Below are 23,795 nucleotides of genomic sequence, written 5' to 3' on the forward strand. Positions count from 1 at the left end.
AAGCAGTGTATTCCCTCTACACGGAATGACTGTCCAGTCCGTCATTGCGAGTACCCGATGCCTATCGGGGCGAAGCAATCCTCCGTCAGACCTCCTATGTATAGGCCACAGGTCGACACGTGTTGGCTTTGTCACAAAGGAGTGTGATGGCCACCCAGTGAGAAGGCCCGGCGAGCTCCCGTCTCCCCAACTTTCCAGATCAGCCAATCCACCGAAACATTCGACCCTTGCCAATATCCACCAGATGGACAAAGAAAAAGTGGAAGAAAGTAAACAGAGATCATTCAAAATGGCATAAATTTCAGAACAAGACATCAGGCAGTTTATGACCATTGAAGAAGTACAGAATGAGATGAGACGTATGGCGCAGCTCATAGGTGCCAAATCTGATCAGCTCCCAACCGTTTGCCGACTCCAGGGTGGTGGTCGCCCGAACATCAATATCTCCGATGATGGTCTGCTTTCATATGAAGCCTATGAGCGTGGCTTGCAGGTATTCTGCTATACCTTCACCGATCTGGAAGAATTAATGTACCACACCTTCCAGCATGTTGTACCCGCCATGGCATCAGCACATGCCATGGAAATGGACCCCTCGGGTCAGGACTTTCATAAGCACTTTTTAATCAAAAAAATTGAATTGATGAGTAGGATAAAACCTGAATGGGGCCAACGAGTGGAAGACGAATACAACCAGGCACCCTACTGACGAGGCTAGCCTCAGACGCCCTCAACACTCTGAATGAAATTAACGCTGAAAGTCTCCGGCCATCACAGCTCTAGCAGAAAAACATCAATCGCCTTGTACAGCCTTTGTAGCTCCTGATCGGTAATAATATAGGGTGGCAGGATATAGATTACATTTCCCAAAGGCCTCAGCAGCAAGTCCCTGGCCATAAAGAAATCATAAATTTTCTCCTTCAGGTTACTCGTGTAGCCAGCATCATCAGCATGGAGCTCAATCGCCAGAATGGTACCACAATGACGAATCTCTTTGACTTTGTTATGAAATCGAAATTGATCCAGGTAGGCCTGATGTTGCTCAGAGATGCGCTGTATATCCTGCTGACATTTTTTCCCGAGCAGCAGCTTCATACTTGCATTGGCGACTGCACAGGCCAGTGGATTGGCGGTATACGAATGACCATGAAAAAAGGCTTTGGTACGATCTTCCACATCAAAGGCTTTCACGATTCGCTCATTGACTGCCGTGATTCCCATGGGTAAATAGCCCCCGGTGATCCCTTTGGAGAGACAAAACAGATCAGGATCATTTCTGAGATGGTCGGAGGCAAACATTTTACCTGTGCGACCAAAGCCGGTCATCACTTCGTCCGCTATGCACACCACCTCCCTGCTTCGTGCAATATCGATGAGTTTATCCAGTACCTCGGCTGCATACATTTGCATGCCTGCAGCCCCCTGCACCAAAGGTTCGAATATGAAAGCGGCCGTCTCCTCCGTGACCAGTTCCTTCATTCTGGCTATGGCCTCTGCCCCATCGCCCTTTGGAAAAGGAACGAAATCAACCTCGAACAATAATTCATTGAAAGGAGCAGAAAACAAGTTTCGCTCCGCTACCGACATGCTGCCAAATGTGTCTCCGTGATAGGCACCCTCCAATGCGATGATTTTCTTGCGTGGCTTTCCCTGATTGTACCAATACTGCACCGCGAGCTTGATGGCCACCTCCACGGAGGTGCTCCCATTATCAGAAAAAAAGATCTTGTCAATGGATTTGGGGAGTAACCGTTTGAGTGTTTTGGAAAGATCCACCGCAGGCTTGTGTGTGAATCCAGCGAAAATCACATGCTCCAACCGGGCAGCCTGCCTGCTCAGGGCTTTATTGATTCGCTTATGGCTATGACCGTGGATGTTCACCCACCACGAGGATACCGCATCCATGATCTTACGACCATCCTGGGTGTACAGATATACGCCCTTAGCCTTTTTGATCCCTATCGGCTTATTTCCTGCCAGTGGAGAAAACGGATGCCAAATATTCTTATGGTCTGCCTTTTCAAAATTATTCAATCCCAACATGCGCTTAGCTTTTCGGCGTATTTCTTTACAATCTCTTTATTAATTACGGGTTCCTGCTCCACTTTCAATAACTGCCTATACCCTGTCTTGAGCAGAATGATTCTTTCGCTCTCCTCATTGCCCGGGCCATTAAAAATAATTCCCTTCACGTCATAACCGCGGCTTTTGATGACTTCAGCCGTTAGCAGGGTATGGTTGATGCTCCCCAGGTACAGGTTGGACACCAACACGATTTCTGCATTCAGTTTAGGCACCATATCCAGGATCACCTCCTCATCATTTAGAGGTACCATCACCCCACCTGCACCTTCAATGATCAAATCACGATTGGAAATGGGAGGTACTATCTGGTCAATGGTGATCTCTATCCCATCGATGCGGGCAGCGGCATGTGGTGAGGCCGGGGTTTTTAAGAGGAAGGTCTCCTTGTAAAATTTACTTTGCTCATTGGTGACCAGCGCTCTGACCGTTTCCGTGTCTCTGGGCGCTCCCGATTGGATCGGCTTCCAGTAGTCAGCATGTAGCATCTCCGTCAGTATGGCACTCACCAGTGTCTTTCCACTATCCGTCCCTATGGCCGTCACAAAGTAGTTCATGAAGCGAAGTTAATATGCAAGTCCTAATATCCCGACTCTTTGTGGTGGTCAGAATTCATCCAACAGAAACAAGAGCACAGACTTCTCTGGAATGGGATTTTGACAAGTTCATGGCAGTAAACTCTGCTCGGTCTTTGGTACTACACCTGAAATCAATAATTTCACCAAAAAATAAACACCATGAGCAAACCCAACTGGAAAGTAGTCAGAGAATTTGAAGACATCACTTACAAAAAGTCAGGTGGTGTAGCGCGTATAGCCTTCAATCGGCCGGAGGTACGCAATGCCTTCCGACCTAAAACCGTAGGCGAGCTTTATCAGGCCTTTTTGGATGCCCGAGAAGACACCTCCATTGGTGTGGTGCTACTCTCAGGGGAGGGCCCCTCTAAGAAAGATGGAGGATGGGCGTTTTGCTCAGGTGGAGATCAAAATGCGCGTGGCCACCAGGGCTATGTGGATGATGATGGGATGCCCCGCCTCAATATCCTGGAAGTACAGCGCCTCATCCGGTTTATGCCTAAGGTGGTCATAGCAGTGGTACCTGGATGGGCTGTGGGTGGAGGACACTCGCTCCATACCGTATGCGATCTCACGCTGGCCAGCAAGGAACATGCTATTTTCAAGCAAACAGATGCAGATGTCACCAGTTTCGACGGGGGCTACGGGTCAGCCTATCTGGCCAAGATGGTTGGGCAAAAACGGGCAAGAGAAATCTTCTTCCTTGGAAGAAACTACTCTGCACAGGAAGCTTTCGACATGGGCATGGTGAATGATGTGATCCCTCACGAAGAGTTGGAAGATACGGCCTATCAGTGGGGACTTGAAATCCTTCAGAAATCTCCTACTTCTATCAAAATGCTCAAATTTGCCTTCAATCTGACCGACGATGGCATGGTGGGGCAACAGGTTTTTGCCGGAGAGGCCACCCGTTTGGCCTATATGACTGATGAGGCCAAAGAGGGTCGTAATGCCTTTTTGGAAAAGCGAAAGCCAGATTTCAAAGACATCAAGTGGATTCCATGACCCTCAGGCATCAAACTACACCAACTCGCTGAGCAAGTCTGTGAGGCGGATAATCTCCGCATCAGTATTGTGAACATGCAGGCTGATCCTCAATCGCTCGGTACCCCGTTGTACGGTGGGTGAAAGGATCGGTCTTACATCCAAACCAGCTTCCTGAAGGCTCATGGAAACCTCACGAGCTTTTTTGTTGCTGCCAATCATCACTGGCTGAATAGCAGTATGACTCAGAGATTTCTCCCAACGACTCCTGAAAAGGTTAATTTTAGCTTCCAGCTCATCCTGTAACACAAGGTGTTCACTCAGGTACCGAAAACTCTCCTCTATTGCCAATACACTGTGTGGTGGCAGAGAAGTGGTATAAATAAAAGGCCTGCCAAAGTTGATCAGATAATCGGTAAGGATCTTGGATCCGGCCACACAGGCACCGTGTACACCCATGCCTTTGCCAAAGGTGTAGACTCTGCCAAAAATCCGGTCATGTAGGTTCTTTTGAATCATGTATCCGGCACCCCCCGGGCCCATCACCCCAGTGCTGTGGGCTTCATCCACAATCAGGTAAGCGTTTGATTGCTCACAGACCTCCACCAGATCAGCCAATGGGGCCATGTCACCATCCATCGAAAAGACCGTTTCGGTCAACACAAAGACCCTGCCCTTCGCCCGCTTTATTTTAGCCTCCAGGTCATTGAGGTCATTATGCAAAAAACTAACGGTCTCGGCCCGACTTAGCCAGGCACCTTCCTTCAGGCATACATGGGATAGTTGGTCATACAAAATGGTATCGCCCTTTTCTGCCACAGCGGATACGAGGGCCTGGTTGGCTGCATAGCCCGAATTAAAAATCAACACTGACTCAGCCCTGAATACTTCCTGAAGATATTGCTCAGCTGCTCCATAAAATCGATGATTGCCAGAGAGCAGGCGGCTGCCCGTACCTCCATTGGGTACAGCTCCTTCACTATCCATTCTTTCTCTTATTCGCTTCGCCAGTTCTTGGTTTTGAGAAAGGCCCAGGTAATCGTTGGATACAAAATCCACCAAACCCGCTTTCCCACCTAGCGTACGGATATTGCCCTTTTCAATCCTGTCCTGAAGTTTTTCTTGTAGAAAATCCAATGTCATGCCTGCAAATTTGGTAAATATCTATCTTTGACCACCAATGCGAAAATTATTCATTACTATCATTGCCCTGCTGCTCATTCTGAAACTCACCGCACAGGAAAAATCTCAAAAAAAATACCTCACCTTCGATTATCAATTGATAGTGGATAATGATGCCTTCACCTTTGATCTCACACAGGATCAATATTACAGCAGTGGCATTTATGGATCAGTGAGGATACTGAAAGACAGCATCGCCAATGCCAAGGTGATTCAATCTTATCAGCTCAACCACAGGATGTATACGCCCAAGTGGATCGGTTGGGACCGACAAGAACAGCTGGATCGTCCTTACGCAGGTCTCTTATCTGCTTCCATTGCCAATGAATATTACTTTCATTCTAACCAATACCTGAAAGCGCAGCTGGAGCTGGGATGGTTGGGGCCTGGGGCCCTGGTGGGAGAAACACAGGCCACCTGGCACAGATGGTTTGGTATGCCTCAGCCCATGGGCTGGAAATATCAGATCAATAACACACCGATCATTAACCTCAACCTTACCTACATTAAGCCCATTTACTCTTCTTACAATTTTGAGCTGACCAGCGAAACCAATGCCAGTGGAGGTACGGTCTACAACAACATCAGACAGGAACTCATGGTACGGGTGGGAGAACTCAAGCCGATCAACAAATCTGCCTATGTCAGCTCATCTCTGGGCAACAAACGAATCAAACTCCCTGAACCCAAAATCAGCGAGATCTATTTTTTCTACTCTCCAGGACTGGAATATGTGTTTTACAATGCCACCCTGGAGGGCAATTTTATTGGTGAGAAATCCATCTACACCGTGGATGCGATCCGATGGGTTTTCCAGCACCGCGGAGGTGTGATGCTCAGTTGGCCCCGGTTTGACCTGGGCTTTATTGCCTACTGGAGAACACAGGAGAATGCATCAGCCACACGGCATGATTATGTTGGGGTCAGACTTAATCAACGGTTCTAAACCTCAAGCACAATCTTGCCAGACACACGTCTGTTCATCAGGTCTTCAAGGGCTTTTTTTGCATCCGCCAGTGGGTACGTTTTTGTAACATTGATGCTCAATTTACCTTCTGCAAACCACCGGAGGAGCATCAATACATTTCTGCGATTGTCCTCCGGAGCATTTCGCCAAAAGGCTCCCCAAAATACGCCTACAATAGACGCACTTTTCAGTAGTGGCAGGTTAAAAGGAATGGACGGAACCTCTCCAGAGGCAAATCCAACCACTAAATGGCGCCCTCCGGGTTTCAGGGTGCGAAACACTGCCTCCGACTGAGCGCCCCCTACCGGGTCGAAAATAACATCTGCACCTCCCAGCTCTTTGATCTGTTCCTTTAGTTCTTCACCGGGGCTCGCCACCTCATGGGCACCATTCTGCAAACAAAATGCTCGTTTTTCTTCGGTAGAAGCTACCGCAATAACCTTGCTACCAAACACTCTTCCGAGCTGTACTGCGGCTGTGCCTGTACCACCAGAAGCACCCAATACCAAAAGTGTTTCACCTGGTTTCATCATGGCCCTGTCTTTCAGTGCATACAAGGCTGTAGCATAAGACTCCAAAATCGCCGAAGCATCTTTCAAAGAGACCTCCGGTGGAATAAGGTAGGTATTGCTGCCCTTGGCCACGGCCAATTCAGTAAAGCCACCCCACCCCATAGAAGCCATCACCCTGTCTCCTACCTGCACGTGATCCACCCAGGTACCCACCGCTACCACTTCACCGGAAACTTCCTGTCCTGGAGAAAAAGGTAAATCCGGCCGAAACTGGTACTTCCCTTGAGCAATCAAAAGATCGGGAAAGTTTACACCACAAAATGCTGTCTTGATCAACACCTCATCCTGTGCAAACCGAGGGAAATCAGTCTCCGTAAATGTCAAATCAAGTGACGCACTAAACTGATTCACGAGGATGGATTTCGTAATCATAAAATATCGAGTACGGTTTCCGGAGGACGACCGATCGCAGCCTTCCCATTTTTGATCACAATGGGGCGCTCGATAAGTTTGGGGTATTGCACCATAGCATCCAGCCATTCATCATCAGACAACGTTTTTCCCTTGAAAAGCTCCTTATATTCAGTTTCTCCTTTTCGAATCAACTTCTCAGGGGCGATACCCAACATATTTACGATTTCCGCCAGTTCGGCCTTTGTGGGGGGCGTATTCAAATACTCTATGATAGTGGGCTGCTCACCTTTCTCTTCCAGTAAATTCAACGTTTCCCTGCTCTTTCGGCACCTCGGGTTATGAAATATTTTGGTCATCTTTGGGTTCGTTTTCTTGAACCCGAAATTTAGTATAATTACACCTCCGTCAAAAACATTACCCATGAAAAGCTTCCCTCTGATTTTACTGCTCGCCTTAACGCTAGCTACTACTCACGTCTCCGGGCAAAAACTAAAAATAAATGATACCCCGGCCGCCACCTCTGCTGCAGACAGATGGCAAGGCTTTTTGCAGAGACAAAGCCTTTTGGAAAACTCGCTGGTCAAAAACATTCCCTTCAGAAATATTGGCCCCACCATCATGAGTGGCCGGGTGGTAGACCTGGAAGTTGACCCTCAGGATCCCACGCACTTCTACGTGGCCTATGCCTCCGGAGGGCTTTGGGAAACCAAAAATGAAGGTGCCTCTTTTGATCCCATATTTGACAATGAGATCGTGATGACCATCGGCGATATTGCTGTAGACTGGACCGAGAAAGTCATCTATGTAGGCACCGGTGAAAATAACTCCAGCCGGTCCTCCTACTCAGGCTACGGATTATTCAAATCCTCAGACAATGGCCAATCCTGGCAGCATTTGGGGCTCCCGGAATCCCATCACATCGGCCGGGTCATTGTACATCCCGATAACCCGAAAATTCTCTGGGTGGCTGTTTTGGGCCCATTGTACTCAAATAATCAAGCATCTGGCATTTACCGGAGCGTGGATGGTGGTGCTTCATGGGAAAAAACCCTCTATGTAGATAAAAAAAGTGGATTTGTAGAATTGATTTTGAATCCAAAAAAACCCGATGAGTTGATTGCGGCTTCATGGCAGAAGGACCGAAAAGCATGGAATTTTGAGGAGTCAGGCAAAGGTTCGGCCATGTTTAAATCTACAGATGGTGGCATCACCTGGCTCAATATCTCATCCGGAAACAATGGGTTTCCGGATACTGAAGGCACTGGCAGGATTGGATTGGCATATGCCCCCTCTAACCCTGAGATCATCTATGCCATACTGGATAATCAGGACCGTCGGAATGAAGAGGAAAAGGAAACTTTTTCTGTCACAAAAAACCTACTGAGAAACACAACGATCGATGCCTTCCTGGCGCTTACCAATGATGAACTCAACGATTTTCTGGACCGGGAAAACTTTCCCGATGAATACAATGCCGTAGACATCAAGGAAGAGGTAAAAAAAGGAAAAGTAAAACCCCAGGACCTGGTGACTTATCTGGAGGATGCGAATTCACTCCTTTTTGATACCCCCGTGAAGGGTGCGGAAGTATACCGCTCAGACAATGGCGGAGAAACCTGGAGAAAAACGCATGAAGATTACATTGACGCGCTGGTATTTTCCTATGGTTACTATTTTGGACAAATAAGAGTGGACGGACAAAATCCTGACATTCTCTATACCATGGGAGTTCCACTGATCAAATCAACAGACGGGGGCAGCACCTGGAGCATCACGGATATGGAAAACGTGCACGCCGATCATCACGCTCTTTGGGTCAACCCCTCCAGGCCGGGTCATTTGATCAATGGGAATGACGGTGGAATCAATATCTCTTATGATTTCGGCGACACCTGGGTCAAGTGTAACTCCACGGCAGTAGGTCAGCTCTATACGGTAAATGTGGATATGGCTGAGCCTTACAATGTGTACGCCGGTCTTCAGGACAATGGTGTCTGGAAAGGCCCCAGCAACTATACCTACAGCAGAAGTTGGCTGGAAGAAGGAAAATACCCTTATGAGCGGCTCATGGGTGGGGATGGTATGCAGGTGGTCATAGACACCCGAACCAACGATCTGGTTTATACCGGCTATCAGTTTGGCAACTATTTCAGAATCAATACTTCCACCGGAGATCAAAAATACATTACCCCAAAGCATCAACTGGGCGAGGCCCCGCTCCGCTGGAACTGGCAGTCACCGATCCTCCTTTCCAGCCACAATCAGGACATTGTCTATTTTGGCAGCAACAAATTTCATCGCTCTATGAACCAGGGCGAAGATTTTGAGACCCTCTCCGGAGACCTGACCAATGGTGGCAAAAAAGGTGATGTGGCTTATGGAACACTCACGAGCATTAGCGAATCTCCCATCAGGTTTGGGCTGCTCTATGCAGGCAGCGATGATGGACTCATCCATATCAGTAGAGATGCCGGACAGACGTGGGAGAAAATAGCCAGTGGCCTTCCCACCAACCTTTGGGTGAGCAGGGTGACCGCATCGGCACATGCCGAAGGCCGGGTGTATGCCAGCCTCAATGGTTATCGCTGGGACCTTTTTGATGCCCTGATTTATCGATCCGATGATTATGGAAAAACATGGAAACCAATTGGCTTGGATTTGCCCAAAGAACCCGTGAACGTGATCAAAGAGGACCCGAAAAACGAAAACATTCTCTATGTAGGTACAGATCATGGAGCATATGTCTCCCTGGACGGAGGTGAGTCTTTCATGGCTTTCAATGCAGGTCTACCGGCCGTGGCAGTGCATGATCTGGTGATCCACCCCAGAGACAAAGACCTCATCCTCGGTACCCATGGGCGCTCTATCTATGTGGCCAATATGGAATCCCTACAGCAACTTCCCGGCCTTACTGATGACATCAAGGTATTTCCGATCTCTGAGAAGAGTTACTCCGAAAGGTGGGGCACCAAAGGCAGCTGGCATTGGGACGGGTACAATGAGCCTCAAACGGTCGTAGAAGCCTATACAAGCATCGGAGGCACGGCTACATTGAGCATTTCAATAGACAGCCTGGTATTGAAATCATGGACTACTCATCTGGACAAAGGGTTGAACTACCTGGAATATGATTTCACATTTGACAGCTCTCAGGTGAAACAACTGCAAAAGCAATTGGAATTGGAAAGCACTTTGGAAGCAAGAGACAATGGAAAGTACTACCTCCCGGCGGGTGCCTACACCTTCACACTGAACATTGGTGAGAAGAATGCTTCCGCTCCTTTAAAGGTGAATGCTCCCAGACAAGCAGCCAAAAGAAAGGGCAGCGAATAGCTGCCCGATATTTTATTTCGCACCCTAAAAGGTCATTAGTATCCAACCTTCATGACCGGAAAAACCCGCCTTGTTTTTTGGCCACGAACAGTGACAAAGTACTTACCCGGTGGGAGGCGATAAGTTTCCCAACTAATCTGCTGGTCCTGAGAAATGTTCCCTCGATAGATGGACTCAATATGTTTTCCGCTGATATCAATCAAATCGATGGCTACTGCCTCTGTCACGGCATCCACCCTGATCGTAGCACGTCCGTTCAGTGGATTAGGGTAGACCAGTAATCCCCGACCCTCCTGAGGTTGGGCAGCCAATGTTTTTTCGCGTTCACCAATAATAGAGACTGTTTCAAAGTCCCTAAATAATACATCCTGAGGCGAAGAAGCTCCCAACCATTGCTCCAAAACAGAAGCGTAAATCTGTCTGAAATCAAACTCCCATTCCAGGTTGTCATCATACTTGGCATTGCTGGAGATGCTCGGGTTAGTGCCTGTCACCCCTCCCATCACTGCATTTCCAAAGAAGAACATCGGAGCGGCAGCTCCATGATCCGTACCTAAGCTGGCATTGGAGACGATGCGTCGCCCAAATTCGGAAAATGTCTGACCAACTACCTTATCATCTGTCCCCTGCATCTCCAGATCTTTCATGAAAGCCATAATGCCGTCATTCAGATCCTTGAGAAGAGAAGCGTGCTCTCCCTGGGTATGATCAGATCCCTCTACCTGCGCATCATGGGTATCAAAGCCCCCCATTCTCACCAGGTACAAAGGAGTTCTCAATCCTCCGGCGATCAACTGAGAAACAATCTTCAGCTGCTGGGCAATATACGTTTGAGGATAGGTCGCCTGACTTTTGACCTTGGCGGCAGCAGCTTTGACCACCTGCCCATATTGCTGAGATTGCTTGGCAATCAGACGCACATATTTTAGTTTTTCTCCTGCGGGGGTATCCGGCACTTCCCGTTCCTCATTCTCTATCAGGTCATAGAAGAAATCCGGATCGCTGATGACCATACTCATGGAGGACTGAGGCCCCTGAAAAAGCAAAGAGCTACCATAGCCTATCTCAATGGATAGTGGATCGGTCATGTCATCATTGGGGAAACTCTCAGGATAACCAGGATAGGAATCACTCAAAAAGCGCCCGGTCCACCCCGAATTGACCAACTCATTGGAATCAGAGGCACTCATCCAGATGTCCGTGGATCGAAAATGAGAGTAATTTTGCTGTGGATAGCCCACATTTTGAATGACCTGAAACCTGTTCTCATCATACAGTGATTTCAAACCATCAAAAGAAGGATGAAACGCCACATCAGCATCTGAAAGGTTCAGAAGCTTATTATCAGGCATGATCACATGTGGTCTCACTTTGTTCAAAGCAGAAAGCTGATCCAGAGGGATGACGGTATTCAATCCATCATTTCCACCTTCCAAAAAAATCATAACCAATACGCGATCGGTATCCACAGCCATTCTCAATAATGAGGTTAAGGAATTGGGTCCCGGCATGCGGAAGCCCATAGCACCCAGCACGCCAGGTACCGCCAGAGAATGAGAAACGTGTCTTAAAAATGATCTTCTTCTCATAATAAATCTACATTAGCTGGGCTTCTCCCAATTGTAACAAATGCTGAAAAGTAGGCTTCAAGCGGTTTTCAACGACCATTCTGTACTCTTCATCGTCGGGGTTTTCCGTAAGCTCACCCCAGGCTGTAGACCAGTAGCTATCTGTTTGCTGGCCAGACAATAAAATGCTCTTCAGGTTATTCAGCATCTCCGTATCCAGCTCCATTCCGAGCAAGAGCCGGCTACTCTCCAGGAGCATCAGGTTAGGGTCTTCAGGATGGTTGAGTCCACTGATAAATTTGATCAAATCCGCAGGAATCTGAACTCCCTCCTTGATCCAAAAACCCCAATACACCAGCGAATCACTCGCAATCGCACGGTTGGCAATGGTATCTGTAGTCAGCCAATATTTATCATAAGAAGGAGTCTGGTAATAGGCTGGCCAACCCGATACACTCGGGGGATCACCAATTTCCATACCCAGATTGGCCATGTTCCATAAGAAACTGTTATGCTGTGTGTAACCGAGCAGCAAATCCTCAGTATCTACTCCTTCTACTTCCAGGGTTCTCCACAAGCCTAAAACATACTCTGTCGGGCTTTTAATAATGGCTCCCCAGTTGGCTTCATCATGAAAGTGAGCACTCTTGAATAGGGCCTCCAGCACAGGCTTTACTTCATAATCATTGGTTCTTAAAATATTCGCCAGGGGTTCTATCACCTGACCTTCAGCTGCGGCATCTATCTCCGGATATACGAAAAACTGATACAGTCGCCTGCACAGATAAAGTGCTGTTTCGTTGTTATCAAAAATCATATCCAGCAACTCATCCAGCTCCTCCGCTCCGGCCTCTCCGGTCCTGCCCAGGATGACCCTATTCCCATAAAATGCTGAAAATTGCTTGTTGGTGGTGTCATGAAACGGGCTGTAGAAATAAGAAGGCAATATCCCGGACGCCTCAAAATCCTCCCACCGAACAACCCAACCAGTAAGCACACGAGCAGCAGCCTGTACATCTTCCTCAGTGAAGTTCGCATTGGGTCCCTTACCGATACAAAATAGCTCCTGCAGTTCACGGCCGTAGTTTTCATCGGGAGCTTCCTTGTTGTTAAAGGTTCCGTTTAGGTACAGCAGCATGGCCGGATCAAGGGTCAATTCTTTGATCATGGTTTTGAAATTGCCAAAGAGATTTCTCCTCAACATCTCAAAATAGCGATAGCTCAGCTTTGCATAGAACACACCCCAGGTTTGGATAGGCAGCAGGTTATGCCAGAAAAGAAGCATTTTCTCCTCAACTGAGGTATCCTGATTGAGCATATTTTTAATCAGCCATCCCTTGAGTGAGTTGGTTCTGGGCCCTTCGTATTGATCGCCGTAAGCGGAATTGATCCAGGTTTCCCCGAAAGCAATCTCCGGATCTTCCACCCCGTTTGCAGGATCATTATAATTGTTCACGGGAAGCGTCACTGTTCCTTTGGTCAGCAACAGATCAACGGCTTGCGACACGTCTAAACCCGCAAGGGCTTCCAAATCCTTCTGCCTGGTTCCAAAAAGTGTTCTCCTGAGTAGATGAAGCTTTTGCACATCGCCCCACTCCCCTGAGTAAACCTCCAAACCAGTGGCTAAGGCACTTCGCTTCGGCGAGGCTGGGTGATTGGTTTCCAACACTACCGGTGGTACTTTACGGTACTTGGCCAGTAGCTCCTGATAATTTTTTGGTAGATAATTTCTATCTTTTGAATTATTCATAGAAATTTTTGTATTCTTTAAAACTAATCATTTCCTCGATTATTGTCAAAATGGCTAGATTAACCTAAAACAATTTTCGCTCACATGAACACCCTTAAGATAATAATCCCCGGACTTATACTGGCACTATGTGCCTGCCAATCTTCCAAAAAAGAACAAACCAACCTTCAACCATCTACGGCTCTTGAGTATGATTCACTGCTGGCAGCGGAAGTTGGTGCAGACGACTATGGCATGCGATCCTACGTCATTGCCAACCTCATTGCAGGTCCCAACAGGAGTCAGGATTCTGTGGAAGCTTCCAGGCTGCAAAGAGCACACCTGGATAACATCACCAGAATGGCTGAGGAAGGCACACTGGTTCTGGCTGGCCCGTTTCTGGATGATCAGGAAATCCGGGGTATCTATGTTTTTGCGGTGGAAACCATAGAAGAAGCCGAAGCCCTTACCAGCACCGATCCTGCCATACAGGCGGGGCGATTAAAAATGGAGCTCAGGCCATGGTATGGTAGTGCTGCACTTATGAAACTCAAAGATCTGCACACTCAGGTAGCCCGGAAAAAAATCTGAAGAATTAACAAAATGAAAATATTTCGACATTTCTGAGGAGCAAAATAGTATGCTTGCATAATAATTTTATCTAACTTTATGTGTTCCATAAAATGAGAGATTGGAATTAAATTACACATTAAACAAAATCGAAGAAGATGATGATGAAAAATTCAATTAACCCATTGAAAGTCCTGGCTATGCTTGCCGTAGTAATTGGCCTGGCATTCACCACCAGCTGTGGTGAGGATGAACCTTCATGTACTGAAACTACCTGGTATGCGGATGCCGATGCGGATGGTTTGGGTGATGCCAATACCTCTGTAAGTGCCTGCGAGCAGCCTACCGGATATGTAGATAATAGCGATGATGATGATGATACTCAGGGCGAACCTACCAAGACCATCTGGGAATTGGTACAAAGCACTGAGGGTCTTGACTCTTTGGAGAAATACCTGGGTGTATATCCTGATTTGGTAGCTACTCTGGGTGCTAGTGGTACTTTTACCCTATTTGCGCCTAACAATGATGCATTTGTCAACCTACTGGCCACTCCGGGATTCCCAGCTCAGATCACCTCTATTAATCCAGATATCATCAAAAATGTACTGGCCTATCACATTTCGGTAACCTCTTACCTGAAAGCTGACTTGACCTCTGGCAAGCAGGTAACCACATTGGCTACAGGTCAGGGTGTGGATGTGAATAGCGTAGATAAAATCGTGGTGAATGCTGATGGAACCTTGCTGACAGGTTCTTCTAATAATGCCATTGCAATTACAGGAGCTAACAAAAAAGCGACAAATGGCGTGATGCACGTGGTAGGATCTGTATTGATACCCCAAACAGTCGGTGCACAGCTGACTCCTATCCTTGGAACCAATGCAGGAACACTCCTTCTTGGTGCTGATTTCTCATTACTTGCTCAGGCGATCTTCAAAGCTGACACATTCGCGGCTCAAAATTCTTTGCCTACCATTTACTCCATGCTTTCGGGTAGTGCTACGCACACGGTGTTTGCACCAAGTAATGGAACATTCCATGTGGCTGCCGATACAAAAGCGGGAAATAGCGATGGAACAGCCAGTGAAGCAGAGATCAAAGCCTTTATGTCAGGCACCCCGGCTCAGAGCTTTTATGGAATTATCACCACTCAGATTGTTTTGTCTGAGGTGTTATCCACCAGCTTAACTCAAGGTGCACAATTCACAGCTGCTTCTGGAGCTACGCTGACCGTATTGTCTACTGAAGCCCCTACTGATCCTGCAAAAGGTATCCTTACAGGAATAGTGATTGATTCTAATGGTGACACTACACCTGAGGCTCAGGTAGCTGTACCTGCCAGCGCAAGTTCATCTCTTGTTACTGCAAATGGTCGAGTACATGTAATCGCAGGGCTTCTGTCTCCGGTACAATAAGAATTAAACGAAACCAATTACATAAAAAAACCTCCCTGAATCATCAGGGAGGTTTTTTTATGCGCTTATATTTCTTCCAAGCGTTCTCCGCATTTACTGCAGTAATTGGATTGTCGCTCATTGCCCGTAGTACAACGCTGACAAATCTTATCTTTTATAGATCCTCGTCGTTCTGCTTTATTGATCTCAGAAGTCATAATCCCTGTGGGCACTGCCAGGATAGCATAACCCGTAAGCATCAGTATGGTGGCAAAGGTCTGCCCCAGCACAGTATGCGGTGCGATATCTCCATAACCAACAGTCGTTACGGTCACCACAGCCCAGTAGATACTTCTAGGAATGCTGGTAAATCCATTTTCCCCACCTTCTATGAGGTACATCAGGGTGCCAGTGATCATTACCAGGGTAAATACAGCTCCCATAAATATCAGGATCTTGCGTTTGGCACCTTCCATGGCCTGCCCCAACATCCTGGCTTCATTGATGTACCTGGTCAGCTTCATGATTCGAAAAACTCGCAGTAACCGTATCGCCCGGATCACTACCAGGTAGCTGCCTCCGGTCACAAATAAGCTGATATAAGTCGGCAGCAAGGCAATGAGGTCTATCGCTCCAAAAAAGCTAAAGACATACGTTTTTGGTTTTTTACTTATGAAAATCCTCAGCAGGTATTCGATGCTGAAAATGATTGTAAAGGTCCATTCCAGTATGTAAAATATCTCCTCAAATCTGATTTTGATATCCCTTACACTCTCCAGCATGACAACAATGATGCTGAGTACAATGGCCACTAGCAGTACCAAATCAAAAGCCTTGCCTGCCGGGGTATCGGTACCAAACACGATGACGAAGAGCTTGCTTCTCAGTTTGCCGAAATGTTTAAAATCCGCGTTTTCCATATCCTAAATATCGCAAATCCATGAAAAAAGCCCTATCCAAATGGAAAGGGCTTCGGTTAGATTGGTGATAAAACCGTTTAGTTCATTAATTCATCAAAACTGATGGATACATAATAGATGGAACCAATATTGGGTCCTCCCAGACTTTGAATATAGTAATTATTCAGAACATTGGACCCACCAATTTTCAAAATTGACCTCAGGTTATCCAATTTTAAAGAAATCTGGGCATCCAGCGTGCCATAGGCTGGCACAGGGCCCCTGGCAAATGAAGATTCCCATCTGAAAGCTTCCTGCCATCTGTAGGTAACATTGAAGCCGAAAACATCCGTCACTTTTCTGTTCCCGAAATTGACATTGAATTTGTGCTCAGGTGTATTGAAGTCATTCAGCACATTTTCATCATAACCGCTGATAAATTTACTCCATGTATAATTCCCTCCTATTTGATATCCCTTGACCAGGTTGTAGGTCAGGCCTACTGCTGCTCCGTGGGTGGTCACTTGGTTATCCAGGTTGGTGTAGATAGAAAATGCATTGTCTGCATTACTTCTCAAAATAGTCAGGTAGTTGGGCTCGTCATCAGTATCCTTTTGGGCTTTTACTACCAACTCCTGTGTAATAAAGTCTGAATAGCTATTGTAGTAATACACCATGTCCACTAGCAGCTTATTCTGGATCAGACTCTTGTAACCCACTTCAATGGATTTTACCTGCTCAGGTTTTACCGGACTAAAGTCAGTCCTTCTCACCAAGGCAGTGGCGGCTTCTGATATCTCCTGGCCTGAAAAAATGTTATTTCGGAAAGCATTCACTGATGCACCGGAGTAATAGTAGTTATTTTCCGGATCAGGAAGATATTGTTCATAAAACTGAGGCAATCCACCTAGCAATCTACTGGAAAGTACATCCAGGTTGATATATTGCCCCTGGGTGGTAGGAAACCTAAAACCAGTCTGCACGGAAGCTCTGATATTATGAGTTTTATTGAACGTAAATACTCCTGAGATTCTAGGATTAACCTGCCCCTTGAAGTTTTCGTTTTTATCGTAGCGTATCGATCCTGATAGTTTGAAGTTATCGGTGAGCCTTTTACCTGCCTGCGCGTAAACTCCATATTCCTTAATGGCAATTTCATTTCCTACAGTATCCGGGAAAATCGTTCCCTTGGAGCCCAGATCATAAATCCTGAAACTGGCCCCCATCTGGAGCTCCATAAAATCAATTTCATTTTTAAAATCATACTGCCCTTCTGCATGGTACATGGCCGACTTATCTGCGAAGCTTGGTCCGTTCGGGATGGTCCCTTTCAATGCCTCCTTCTTCACATCTTCGAAAGTAAGCGTATTACCTTCTCCATCTACCACCGTACCTGTTTTGGGATCCATGATGTATCGATCATCCACCGTAGAGCGGGCATACTGATGCGCATTCTGCTGCACTTGCAGACGCTCTGCCTCACTCAATGCAGCGATTTCACCCGGCTGATAGCCCTGATCACTGATAGAGCGAAGGTATTCAATACCATAATCCACCAAATACCCTGTAAGGTCCCCTTTCCCCTGGTTCTCAAACGGATTAAACCCGTTGTGGTAATCCCCGAAGTTGTAACCCACCATTAAGTCGTTTACCCGCTTGGCCAAAAACTCCGTGATATAAGAGTCTCCCGAATTCTCAAAGGTGCCATAAGCCCGTAGGAAAAAGTTGTCTCCACGGAGCTGCAAACGGTGCTGCTGAATCCCAAAATTGGAAAGGGAATAACGCTGAGCTCCGGTGTAGATACTGGTACCGAACCCGGCATTGTACAAGTAACTAAGCTCCATATTGTCGGTGATCCTGTAGTAGAGACCTGTATTCACCTTCATGTTTTCTGCACCATAGTTGATCAGATCCACTTCCTTGTAGGGAGTGATCGTTGCCACATGATTGGGTAAATCTCCAGCATTCATGTAGTTAGAAGCAAACCTTCCATTCTCAAACTGGGTGGTTCTGGCTATGGTACCAAACGCCGCACTAAATGGGAATATGGCCAGGTTGATACCTGCCTCATCTCCATGGAAGTGCAACCTGTCAGCTCCTGGGTTTTCACCACCTACGGATGCCAATGGGTTGAAGTCAGCATTTCTGTCCGCAGCGTCTGTTCCGTGCCAGTCATCGGCTTTGGAGTAGCTACCGTTTATCTTAAATGCGAATTTATTGTTAAAAGCCTTTGCATATCGAATAGAAGCCTCCTTCATCAATGCCGGGCCCTGGTCTGCAGAGCTACCCACGTGGTTCACTCCTGTCTTCACAAAAGCACTTGCTCCCTGATAATCAAAAGCATTTTTACTATTGATGAGCAGTACGCCATTGAATGCGCTGGGGCCGTACAATGCCGAAGAAGCTCCCGGAATTAATTCTACACTTTCTACATCCAGCTCTGAGGGGCCATTAAGATTACCTATCGGAAAGTTAAGCGCCGGGGCCTGTGTATCCATCCCGTCGATCAGCTGCACAAAACGTGTATTACCAGTATTACCAAAACCTCTCGCATTGATAATCTGAAAATTGATACTACTGGAAGCAACATCCACTCCTTTCAGGTTGGCTATCGCCTTGTAATAAGTATCTGAAGAGGTGTTTTGTACTGCGAGTATGTCCATTTTCTCAATACTCACGGGAGATTGCAAAATGCTCTCCTCAACACGCGAGGCTGAAACCACGACTTCCTGCCCCAGCATAAAAGACTCAGTCATCTTCACCTGAAGGTTGGAAATGACCGCCTGATCAATTTCTATTTCCTGCCGCTCAAAGCCCACAAAGGAAATCACCAGGGTCACCGGAGGAGGTGAGGTGATTTTCAAATTAAAGTTTCCCTGAACATCGGTAATGGTACCCAGTACCGTCCCTTTCACCAGCACGTTTACTCCGATGAGTGATTCTCCAGTTCGCTCGTCTGTCACCTGACCGGCGATGGTCACCTGACCGTATGCATGCATACCAATTAAACAAAGCAGAAGGAAACTCAGGTAAAATTTGATCCTTGAAATCGTCATTTGGGTAGAGGTTAATGTAAGTATGATAGTAAAAGCTAATATTAGATAAAAATATCAAGATTTTCTCCCTAAAACCATAGGTATTCTGATCAAACGATCAATTTTGACCATAAAAAAAGCCTGTTGGCATCAACAGGCTTTTTCATCATATCTTTAGACATTCTACTAACCCACCTCATCTTTCAGGTGAGTCACAAACCGGTCACAGAGTGCATTGAGCTCCGATGACATGTATTCATCTCCGGTGCTATTGAGTACGGACTGTGCCAGCCCGCCCAGGCAATCGATGTAAAACCGCTTCATATCTTCCACCGGCATGTCCTTGGTCCAGAGGTCTATGCGTAGCGTGTTTTTGGTCTTCTCATCCCAAAGTGACAGGCTCATGGATTTGGTTTCAGAAGCACCAGGCTGATCCTTTTCATCCGCATCCCAGGTGATCTTCTCAGGAATGTTCTGGTCATCCAACTCTACGGTAATATTGATGTCTGATTTTTTCATTCAGGTAAACTATTTTTAAAATCTTGGTAAGTAAATCCACTTTCAGTAATGGTGTCGGTATCACAGCCTAGCTTGTCTGCTTTGGCATTGATATCTGCTACTCTGTTGTCAGGTGAAGGATGGGTGCTCAAAAAAGCAGGCGTACTCCCTCCCTGCCCCTCGTCCAATAACTTCTGGAAGAAACTGGCTGCGCCGTTGCAGGCGTAATCTGTATCGGACAGGTACTGCACCGAAAAATCATCAGCTTCTGTCTCAGCACTTCTGCTAAATGCCAAAATAGCCCCGGTACCCGCGATCTGACCGGCTACCTGTGCTAGCTGTGATGCATCTTCTCCCAGCGCAATGCTCAGAAGAATCTGAACTCCATAGGCCTTTTGGAGTTGTTTGGAACTGTGTCGCTGATCCGCATGGGCAATCTCATGGCCCATCACTCCTGCCAGGTCATCGGCTTTTTCCAGGTATTTGATCAAACCTGTATAGACATAAATATAACCTCCCGGGGTAGCGAAAGCATTGAGCACATCATCATAAATGATGTGCAACTTCCAGGCAAATTCATCTTTATAGCTGACGCTACCGGAATTAAGGATGACATTTTTCATGCTCTCCAGATAGGCATAAGCCTCCGGGTATTCCGCAGCTGACAATATATTGAAGCTGGTGTCTGAGGCAATCTGTGCAGCCACCTGCGCGCCCAACTCTTTGTCTTGTTCGATCGAAAAAAAACTCACGTCTCCATTCTTGTCACAAGCCATTGAAAATGGCAAAAGCGCTAAGACTAAAACTCGGGATAAAATTCTCATTGTTTTCATAGGCTACTTAAGGAAGGCTGGCTTTAAACTGAGCATAATTCATACCAGTCTCTTTGATCAGGGCCGTACTGCATGCTGCTGACTGAGCCGTGGCATTGATATCACTCACCCTGCTTTTGGGGCTGGGATGAGTACTCAGAAACTCCGGTGTGCCACCGGTTTGTCCCTGATCTAACAGCTTCTGAAAAAAAGAAGCCGCTCCATTACAGGCATAAGGGGTATCGCCCAGGTACTTCACCGAATATTCATCCGCCTCTGCTTCTGCATTTCTGCTAAACTTCAAAACAGCTCCAGTACCTGCCAGCTGTGCGGCAATTTGTGCCAGCTGAGTTGGTTCATTGCCTAGCGCTATGCTGAGTAGGATGTTCAACCCATATTGTTTTTCCAATTGCTTGATCGAATGCCTCCTGTCGGCGTGGGCAATTTCGTGCCCCATCACACCCGCCAGGTCATCGGCTTTCTCCAGGTATTTGATCAGACCTGTATACACATAGATGTAGCCCCCTGGTGTGGCAAAAGCGTTGAGGACTTGGTCATCCTGAATGATTTTCAGTTCCCAGGCAAATTCACTTTTATAATCTATATCATTGCTGGCTAGTATTTTGTCCCGCATGGCATTGAGGTACTGATAAGCCTGAGGGTATTTGCTCTCAGATAATACCGGATACTCGGCAGGGTTGTTTGCGATCTCCTGGCTCACCTGCTCACCCAGCTTCTTGTCATCCGAAGGTGCAAAAAGCAATGAAGTGACCCTTCCTCCGGAAGCCACACACCCCGACAAGATGATCATGATGATCAATGATGCATTTAACTTTAGTACTTTCATGACTGTTGGTTTAAAATCCGAATTGCTTCCAGTTTATCCAGAGAGAGTTGCTCTTTCAACCGCTCAATACTTTCAAATTTTCTCTCCGTCCTCAATAACTTAATGAACTCAATCGTGAGGCGTTGATTATAGATATCAGCATCAAAATTAAACAGATTTACTTCAATCCTGCGCTCCTCACCAGAAACTGTAGGGCGCTGACCAATGTTTAGCATTCCCTGAAATTTCTGCCCCTCAAGACTCACCAACACTGCATAGGCTCCATCCGCCGGAATGAGTTTGTAAGCTTCCGGTACGTCGATATTAGCCGTTGGGAATCCAATACTCCGGCCAATCCTATCACCATCTTTCACAAAACCGGAAAGACTGTATGGCCTTCCCAGAAAATCGTTAGCAATGTGAATGTTGCCCTCGGCAAGAGAGTTTCTAATCAGGGTGGAGCTTACCCCCACATCCTCTATATCTTTTCGGGATATTTCCTTGATGGCAAAACCATACTCACCTGAATGTTCCATTAGATAGTCAAAGCCACCTTCTCTGTTTTTTCCAAATCTGTGGTCATAACCGATCACCAACAGCTTTGTATTGAGCTTTTCCACGAGCACTTGCCTGATGAACTGGTCTGAGGTGAGCTCTGAGAATTCTTTAGTGAAAGGTATTTTGACTAAATAGTCTATGCCATTTTGAGCCAATAGCTCCACTTTCTCCTCGAAAGTTGTCAACAGCTTCAGGTCACCGGCATCCTTTTTCAAGACAAACCGTGGATGTGGCCAGAACGTGAGCACAATGCTCTTACCACCCCTCTTTCGTGCTTCCTGCACAATTTTTTGAAGAATCTTCTGATGTCCCACATGCACCCCATCGAAAGTGCCGCTGGTCACTACCGAATATGCCGGTGCAGTGAACTGAGAAAGGTCATCAATCAGTTTCATCGTCACGAACTTTGGCAACAAACGCTTCCAAATCCTCAGCATCACTCACCTGGTACTCGCCAATACTGGTTCGTCTCAGACTGGAAAGATGTCCTCCCACTCCCAGTATTTCACCGAAATCCCTGGCGATACTACGGATATAGGTTCCTTTGGAACAGCTAATGTGAAAATGAACATCAGCACCCTCCACCTTCAACAATTGAAACTCATGGATGGTGATACTTCGAGGATCCAGCTTTACTTCGATATTCTTTCTGGCTTTCTTATATGCCCGCTCCCCATTCACCTTCACCGCAGAGTGAGCCGGTGGCACCTGCGCTATGGGGCCTGTAAGCTTCAGCGCTGCTGCCTGAAGGTCCTCCTTGGTCAAGTGACTAATATCAGTCTCAGAGTCAAAATCTGTCTCCAGGTCATAGGATGGAGTGGTTTTTCCGATGGTGATAATACCCTCGTAGGTTTTATCAAGCCCCTGTAGCTCATTCAGTTTTTTGGTGAACTTGCCTGTACCGATCAACAGCAAACCTGAAGCCAAAGGATCCAAGGTGCCTGCATGCCCGATTTTCTTGACCTTTAGTGCGTAGCGCAGTTTTTTCACCACATCAAAGGAAGTCCAGGTCAGCGGCTTGTCTATGAGCAGTATTTGTCCTTCTGTGTAGGCATTTAAATCCATATCTGAGAAATAATGGCAATGAGTCCAATAACCAGACAATATGCCGCGAAGTAGGTGAGTTTACCTTTTCTCACAATACCAATCATCCATTTGCATGCTACGTAGCCTGCCAGGAATGCTGCCAGGAACCCTACCACCATGGAAGGTCCTGATAGCCCCTCATATGCAGCAGGGGCTTCAAAGTAGTCTTTTAGCTTCAACATGCTTGCTCCCAATATGGGAATGAGCACCATCAAAAATGAAAATCGTGTGGCTTTGTTCTTTTCGACACCCAGGAGCAATGCAGTGGCAATGGTGGCTCCAGATCTGGAAATACCGGGTAGAATGGCCACTGCCTGAGCCAGTCCAATGATAAGAGCGTGCGGCTTGCTCACAGGCTTCTCGTTATTCTTTTTGAAATGCGAAAAGAACAGCAGTGCCGAGGTGACCAATAGCATACTCCCTACCAGCAACAGGTTTCCGGTAAAAAGGGCGGTAATTTCATCTTCGAAAAACACCCCTACAATGCCAACCGGAATCATAGAAATAATGATTTTGATGCCAAAATCCCAGGATTCGTTCCATTTGAACTGAAACAAGCCTGCAATGATCTCCCCAATATCTTTCCTAAAAACCACAATGGTGCTCAATGCGGTAGCCGCATGCACAATAACTGCAAACAGCAAGTTTTCCTCTGACTTTACCCCCAACAGCACCGTACCCATCTCCAGATGTCCGCTACTGCTCACTGGCAAAAACTCAGTTAATCCCTGAATAATCCCAAGAATTAACGCCTCAATCCAGGTCATA

At 46.8% G+C, this 23,795-nt stretch carries 21 protein-coding genes; 6 read left to right on the forward strand and 15 right to left on the reverse strand.

The features are described from left to right. The first annotated feature begins 325 nt into the window (after positions 1-325). Positions 326-709, forward strand: a complete 384-nt coding sequence (locus GV030_RS05500; protein ID WP_159580581.1) for an Imm63 family immunity protein — start codon at positions 326-328, stop codon at positions 707-709. A gap of 62 nt (positions 710-771) precedes the next feature. Here GV030_RS05500 and bioA read toward each other — a convergent pair whose 3' ends face one another. Both bioA and bioD read right to left on the reverse strand, forming a co-directional pair. After that, complete coding sequence (gene bioA, locus GV030_RS05505) at positions 772-2,043, reverse strand: adenosylmethionine--8-amino-7-oxononanoate transaminase (protein WP_159580583.1); 1,272 nt, start codon at positions 2,041-2,043, stop codon at positions 772-774. Further along, the gene (gene bioD / locus GV030_RS05510; protein ID WP_159580585.1) at positions 2,031-2,639 is read right to left on the reverse strand and encodes a dethiobiotin synthase; all 609 of its coding nucleotides are present in this window, start codon (positions 2,637-2,639) and stop codon (positions 2,031-2,033) included. Before bioD ends, bioA begins: the two co-directional genes overlap by 13 nt. 180 nt (positions 2,640-2,819) lie before the next feature. Between bioD and GV030_RS05515 the strand changes: the two genes are divergently transcribed. Continuing rightward, positions 2,820-3,662, forward strand: coding sequence for a 1,4-dihydroxy-2-naphthoyl-CoA synthase (locus GV030_RS05515; RefSeq protein ID WP_159580587.1), 843 nt, complete (start codon positions 2,820-2,822; stop codon positions 3,660-3,662). A gap of 15 nt (positions 3,663-3,677) precedes the next feature. Here the strand turns inward: GV030_RS05515 and GV030_RS05520 are convergent, their stop codons facing one another. Next, a complete protein-coding gene (locus GV030_RS05520) occupies positions 3,678-4,784 on the reverse strand; it encodes an 8-amino-7-oxononanoate synthase (protein ID WP_159580589.1) in 1,107 nt (368 codons plus the stop codon). 37 nt (positions 4,785-4,821) lie between these two features. Between GV030_RS05520 and GV030_RS05525 the strand changes: the two genes are divergently transcribed. Then, the gene (locus tag GV030_RS05525; protein WP_159580591.1) at positions 4,822-5,769 is read left to right on the forward strand and encodes a lipid A deacylase LpxR family protein; all 948 of its coding nucleotides are present in this window, start codon (positions 4,822-4,824) and stop codon (positions 5,767-5,769) included. Here the strand turns inward: GV030_RS05525 and GV030_RS05530 are convergent. Further along, positions 5,766-6,734: an NADPH:quinone oxidoreductase family protein gene (locus GV030_RS05530; protein ID WP_159580593.1), complete on the reverse strand. Its 969-nt coding sequence runs from the start codon at positions 6,732-6,734 to the stop codon at positions 5,766-5,768. The two genes, GV030_RS05525 and GV030_RS05530, sit on opposite strands and share 4 nt — an antisense overlap. Continuing rightward, positions 6,731-7,072, reverse strand: a complete 342-nt coding sequence (gene arsC / locus GV030_RS05535; RefSeq protein ID WP_159580595.1) for an arsenate reductase (glutaredoxin) — start codon at positions 7,070-7,072, stop codon at positions 6,731-6,733. Before arsC ends, GV030_RS05530 begins: the two co-directional genes overlap by 4 nt. 64 nt (positions 7,073-7,136) lie before the next feature. Between arsC and GV030_RS05540 the strand changes: the two genes are divergently transcribed. Beyond that, positions 7,137-10,049, forward strand: a complete 2,913-nt coding sequence (locus GV030_RS05540; RefSeq protein WP_159580597.1) for a sialidase family protein — start codon at positions 7,137-7,139, stop codon at positions 10,047-10,049. A gap of 35 nt (positions 10,050-10,084) precedes the next feature. Here GV030_RS05540 and GV030_RS05545 read toward each other — a convergent pair whose 3' ends face one another. Then, on the reverse strand, positions 10,085-11,638 hold the full coding sequence (locus tag GV030_RS05545) for a DUF1501 domain-containing protein (protein ID WP_159580599.1): 1,554 nt from the start codon (positions 11,636-11,638) through the stop codon (positions 10,085-10,087). 7 nt (positions 11,639-11,645) lie between these two features. Then, the gene (locus GV030_RS05550) at positions 11,646-13,367 is read right to left on the reverse strand and encodes a DUF1800 family protein (protein WP_159580601.1); all 1,722 of its coding nucleotides are present in this window, start codon (positions 13,365-13,367) and stop codon (positions 11,646-11,648) included. Between the two features lie 84 nt (positions 13,368-13,451). Between GV030_RS05550 and GV030_RS05555 the strand changes: the two genes are divergently transcribed. Next, positions 13,452-13,937, forward strand: coding sequence for a YciI family protein (locus tag GV030_RS05555; protein ID WP_159580603.1), 486 nt, complete (start codon positions 13,452-13,454; stop codon positions 13,935-13,937). A gap of 137 nt (positions 13,938-14,074) precedes the next feature. Next, a complete protein-coding gene (locus GV030_RS05560) occupies positions 14,075-15,334 on the forward strand; it encodes a fasciclin domain-containing protein (protein ID WP_159580605.1) in 1,260 nt (419 codons plus the stop codon). Between the two features lie 65 nt (positions 15,335-15,399). Here the strand turns inward: GV030_RS05560 and GV030_RS05565 are convergent, their stop codons facing one another. The 8 genes from GV030_RS05565 to GV030_RS05600 form a co-directional block, all read right to left on the reverse strand. Continuing rightward, on the reverse strand, positions 15,400-16,233 hold the full coding sequence (locus GV030_RS05565; RefSeq protein ID WP_159580607.1) for an ion transporter: 834 nt from the start codon (positions 16,231-16,233) through the stop codon (positions 15,400-15,402). 77 nt (positions 16,234-16,310) lie between these two features. After that, entirely contained in the window at positions 16,311-19,268 is a 2,958-nt protein-coding gene (locus tag GV030_RS05570) for a TonB-dependent receptor domain-containing protein (RefSeq protein WP_255465139.1), read from the reverse strand. A gap of 165 nt (positions 19,269-19,433) precedes the next feature. Further along, positions 19,434-19,766: a gliding motility protein GldC gene (gldC, locus tag GV030_RS05575; RefSeq protein WP_159580609.1), complete on the reverse strand. Its 333-nt coding sequence runs from the start codon at positions 19,764-19,766 to the stop codon at positions 19,434-19,436. Further along, positions 19,763-20,521, reverse strand: a complete 759-nt coding sequence (locus GV030_RS05580) for a M48 family metalloprotease (RefSeq protein ID WP_255465140.1) — start codon at positions 20,519-20,521, stop codon at positions 19,763-19,765. The genes gldC and GV030_RS05580 overlap by 4 nt, the downstream gene beginning before the upstream one ends. 64 nt (positions 20,522-20,585) lie before the next feature. After that, on the reverse strand, positions 20,586-21,404 hold the full coding sequence (locus tag GV030_RS05585; protein ID WP_221413289.1) for a M48 family metalloprotease: 819 nt from the start codon (positions 21,402-21,404) through the stop codon (positions 20,586-20,588). Next, entirely contained in the window at positions 21,401-22,336 is a 936-nt protein-coding gene (locus GV030_RS05590) for a bifunctional riboflavin kinase/FAD synthetase (RefSeq protein WP_159580613.1), read from the reverse strand. Before GV030_RS05590 ends, GV030_RS05585 begins: the two co-directional genes overlap by 4 nt. Continuing rightward, the gene (truB, locus tag GV030_RS05595) at positions 22,323-23,006 is read right to left on the reverse strand and encodes a tRNA pseudouridine(55) synthase TruB (protein ID WP_159580615.1); all 684 of its coding nucleotides are present in this window, start codon (positions 23,004-23,006) and stop codon (positions 22,323-22,325) included. Before truB ends, GV030_RS05590 begins: the two co-directional genes overlap by 14 nt. After that, positions 22,997-23,794: an undecaprenyl-diphosphate phosphatase gene (locus tag GV030_RS05600; protein WP_159580617.1), complete on the reverse strand. Its 798-nt coding sequence runs from the start codon at positions 23,792-23,794 to the stop codon at positions 22,997-22,999. Before GV030_RS05600 ends, truB begins: the two co-directional genes overlap by 10 nt. Position 23,795: the final 1 nt, after the last annotated feature.

The sequence above is a fragment of the Marinoscillum sp. 108 genome (assembly GCF_902506655.1).
GTDB lineage: Bacteria > Bacteroidota > Bacteroidia > Cytophagales > Cyclobacteriaceae > Marinoscillum > Marinoscillum luteum.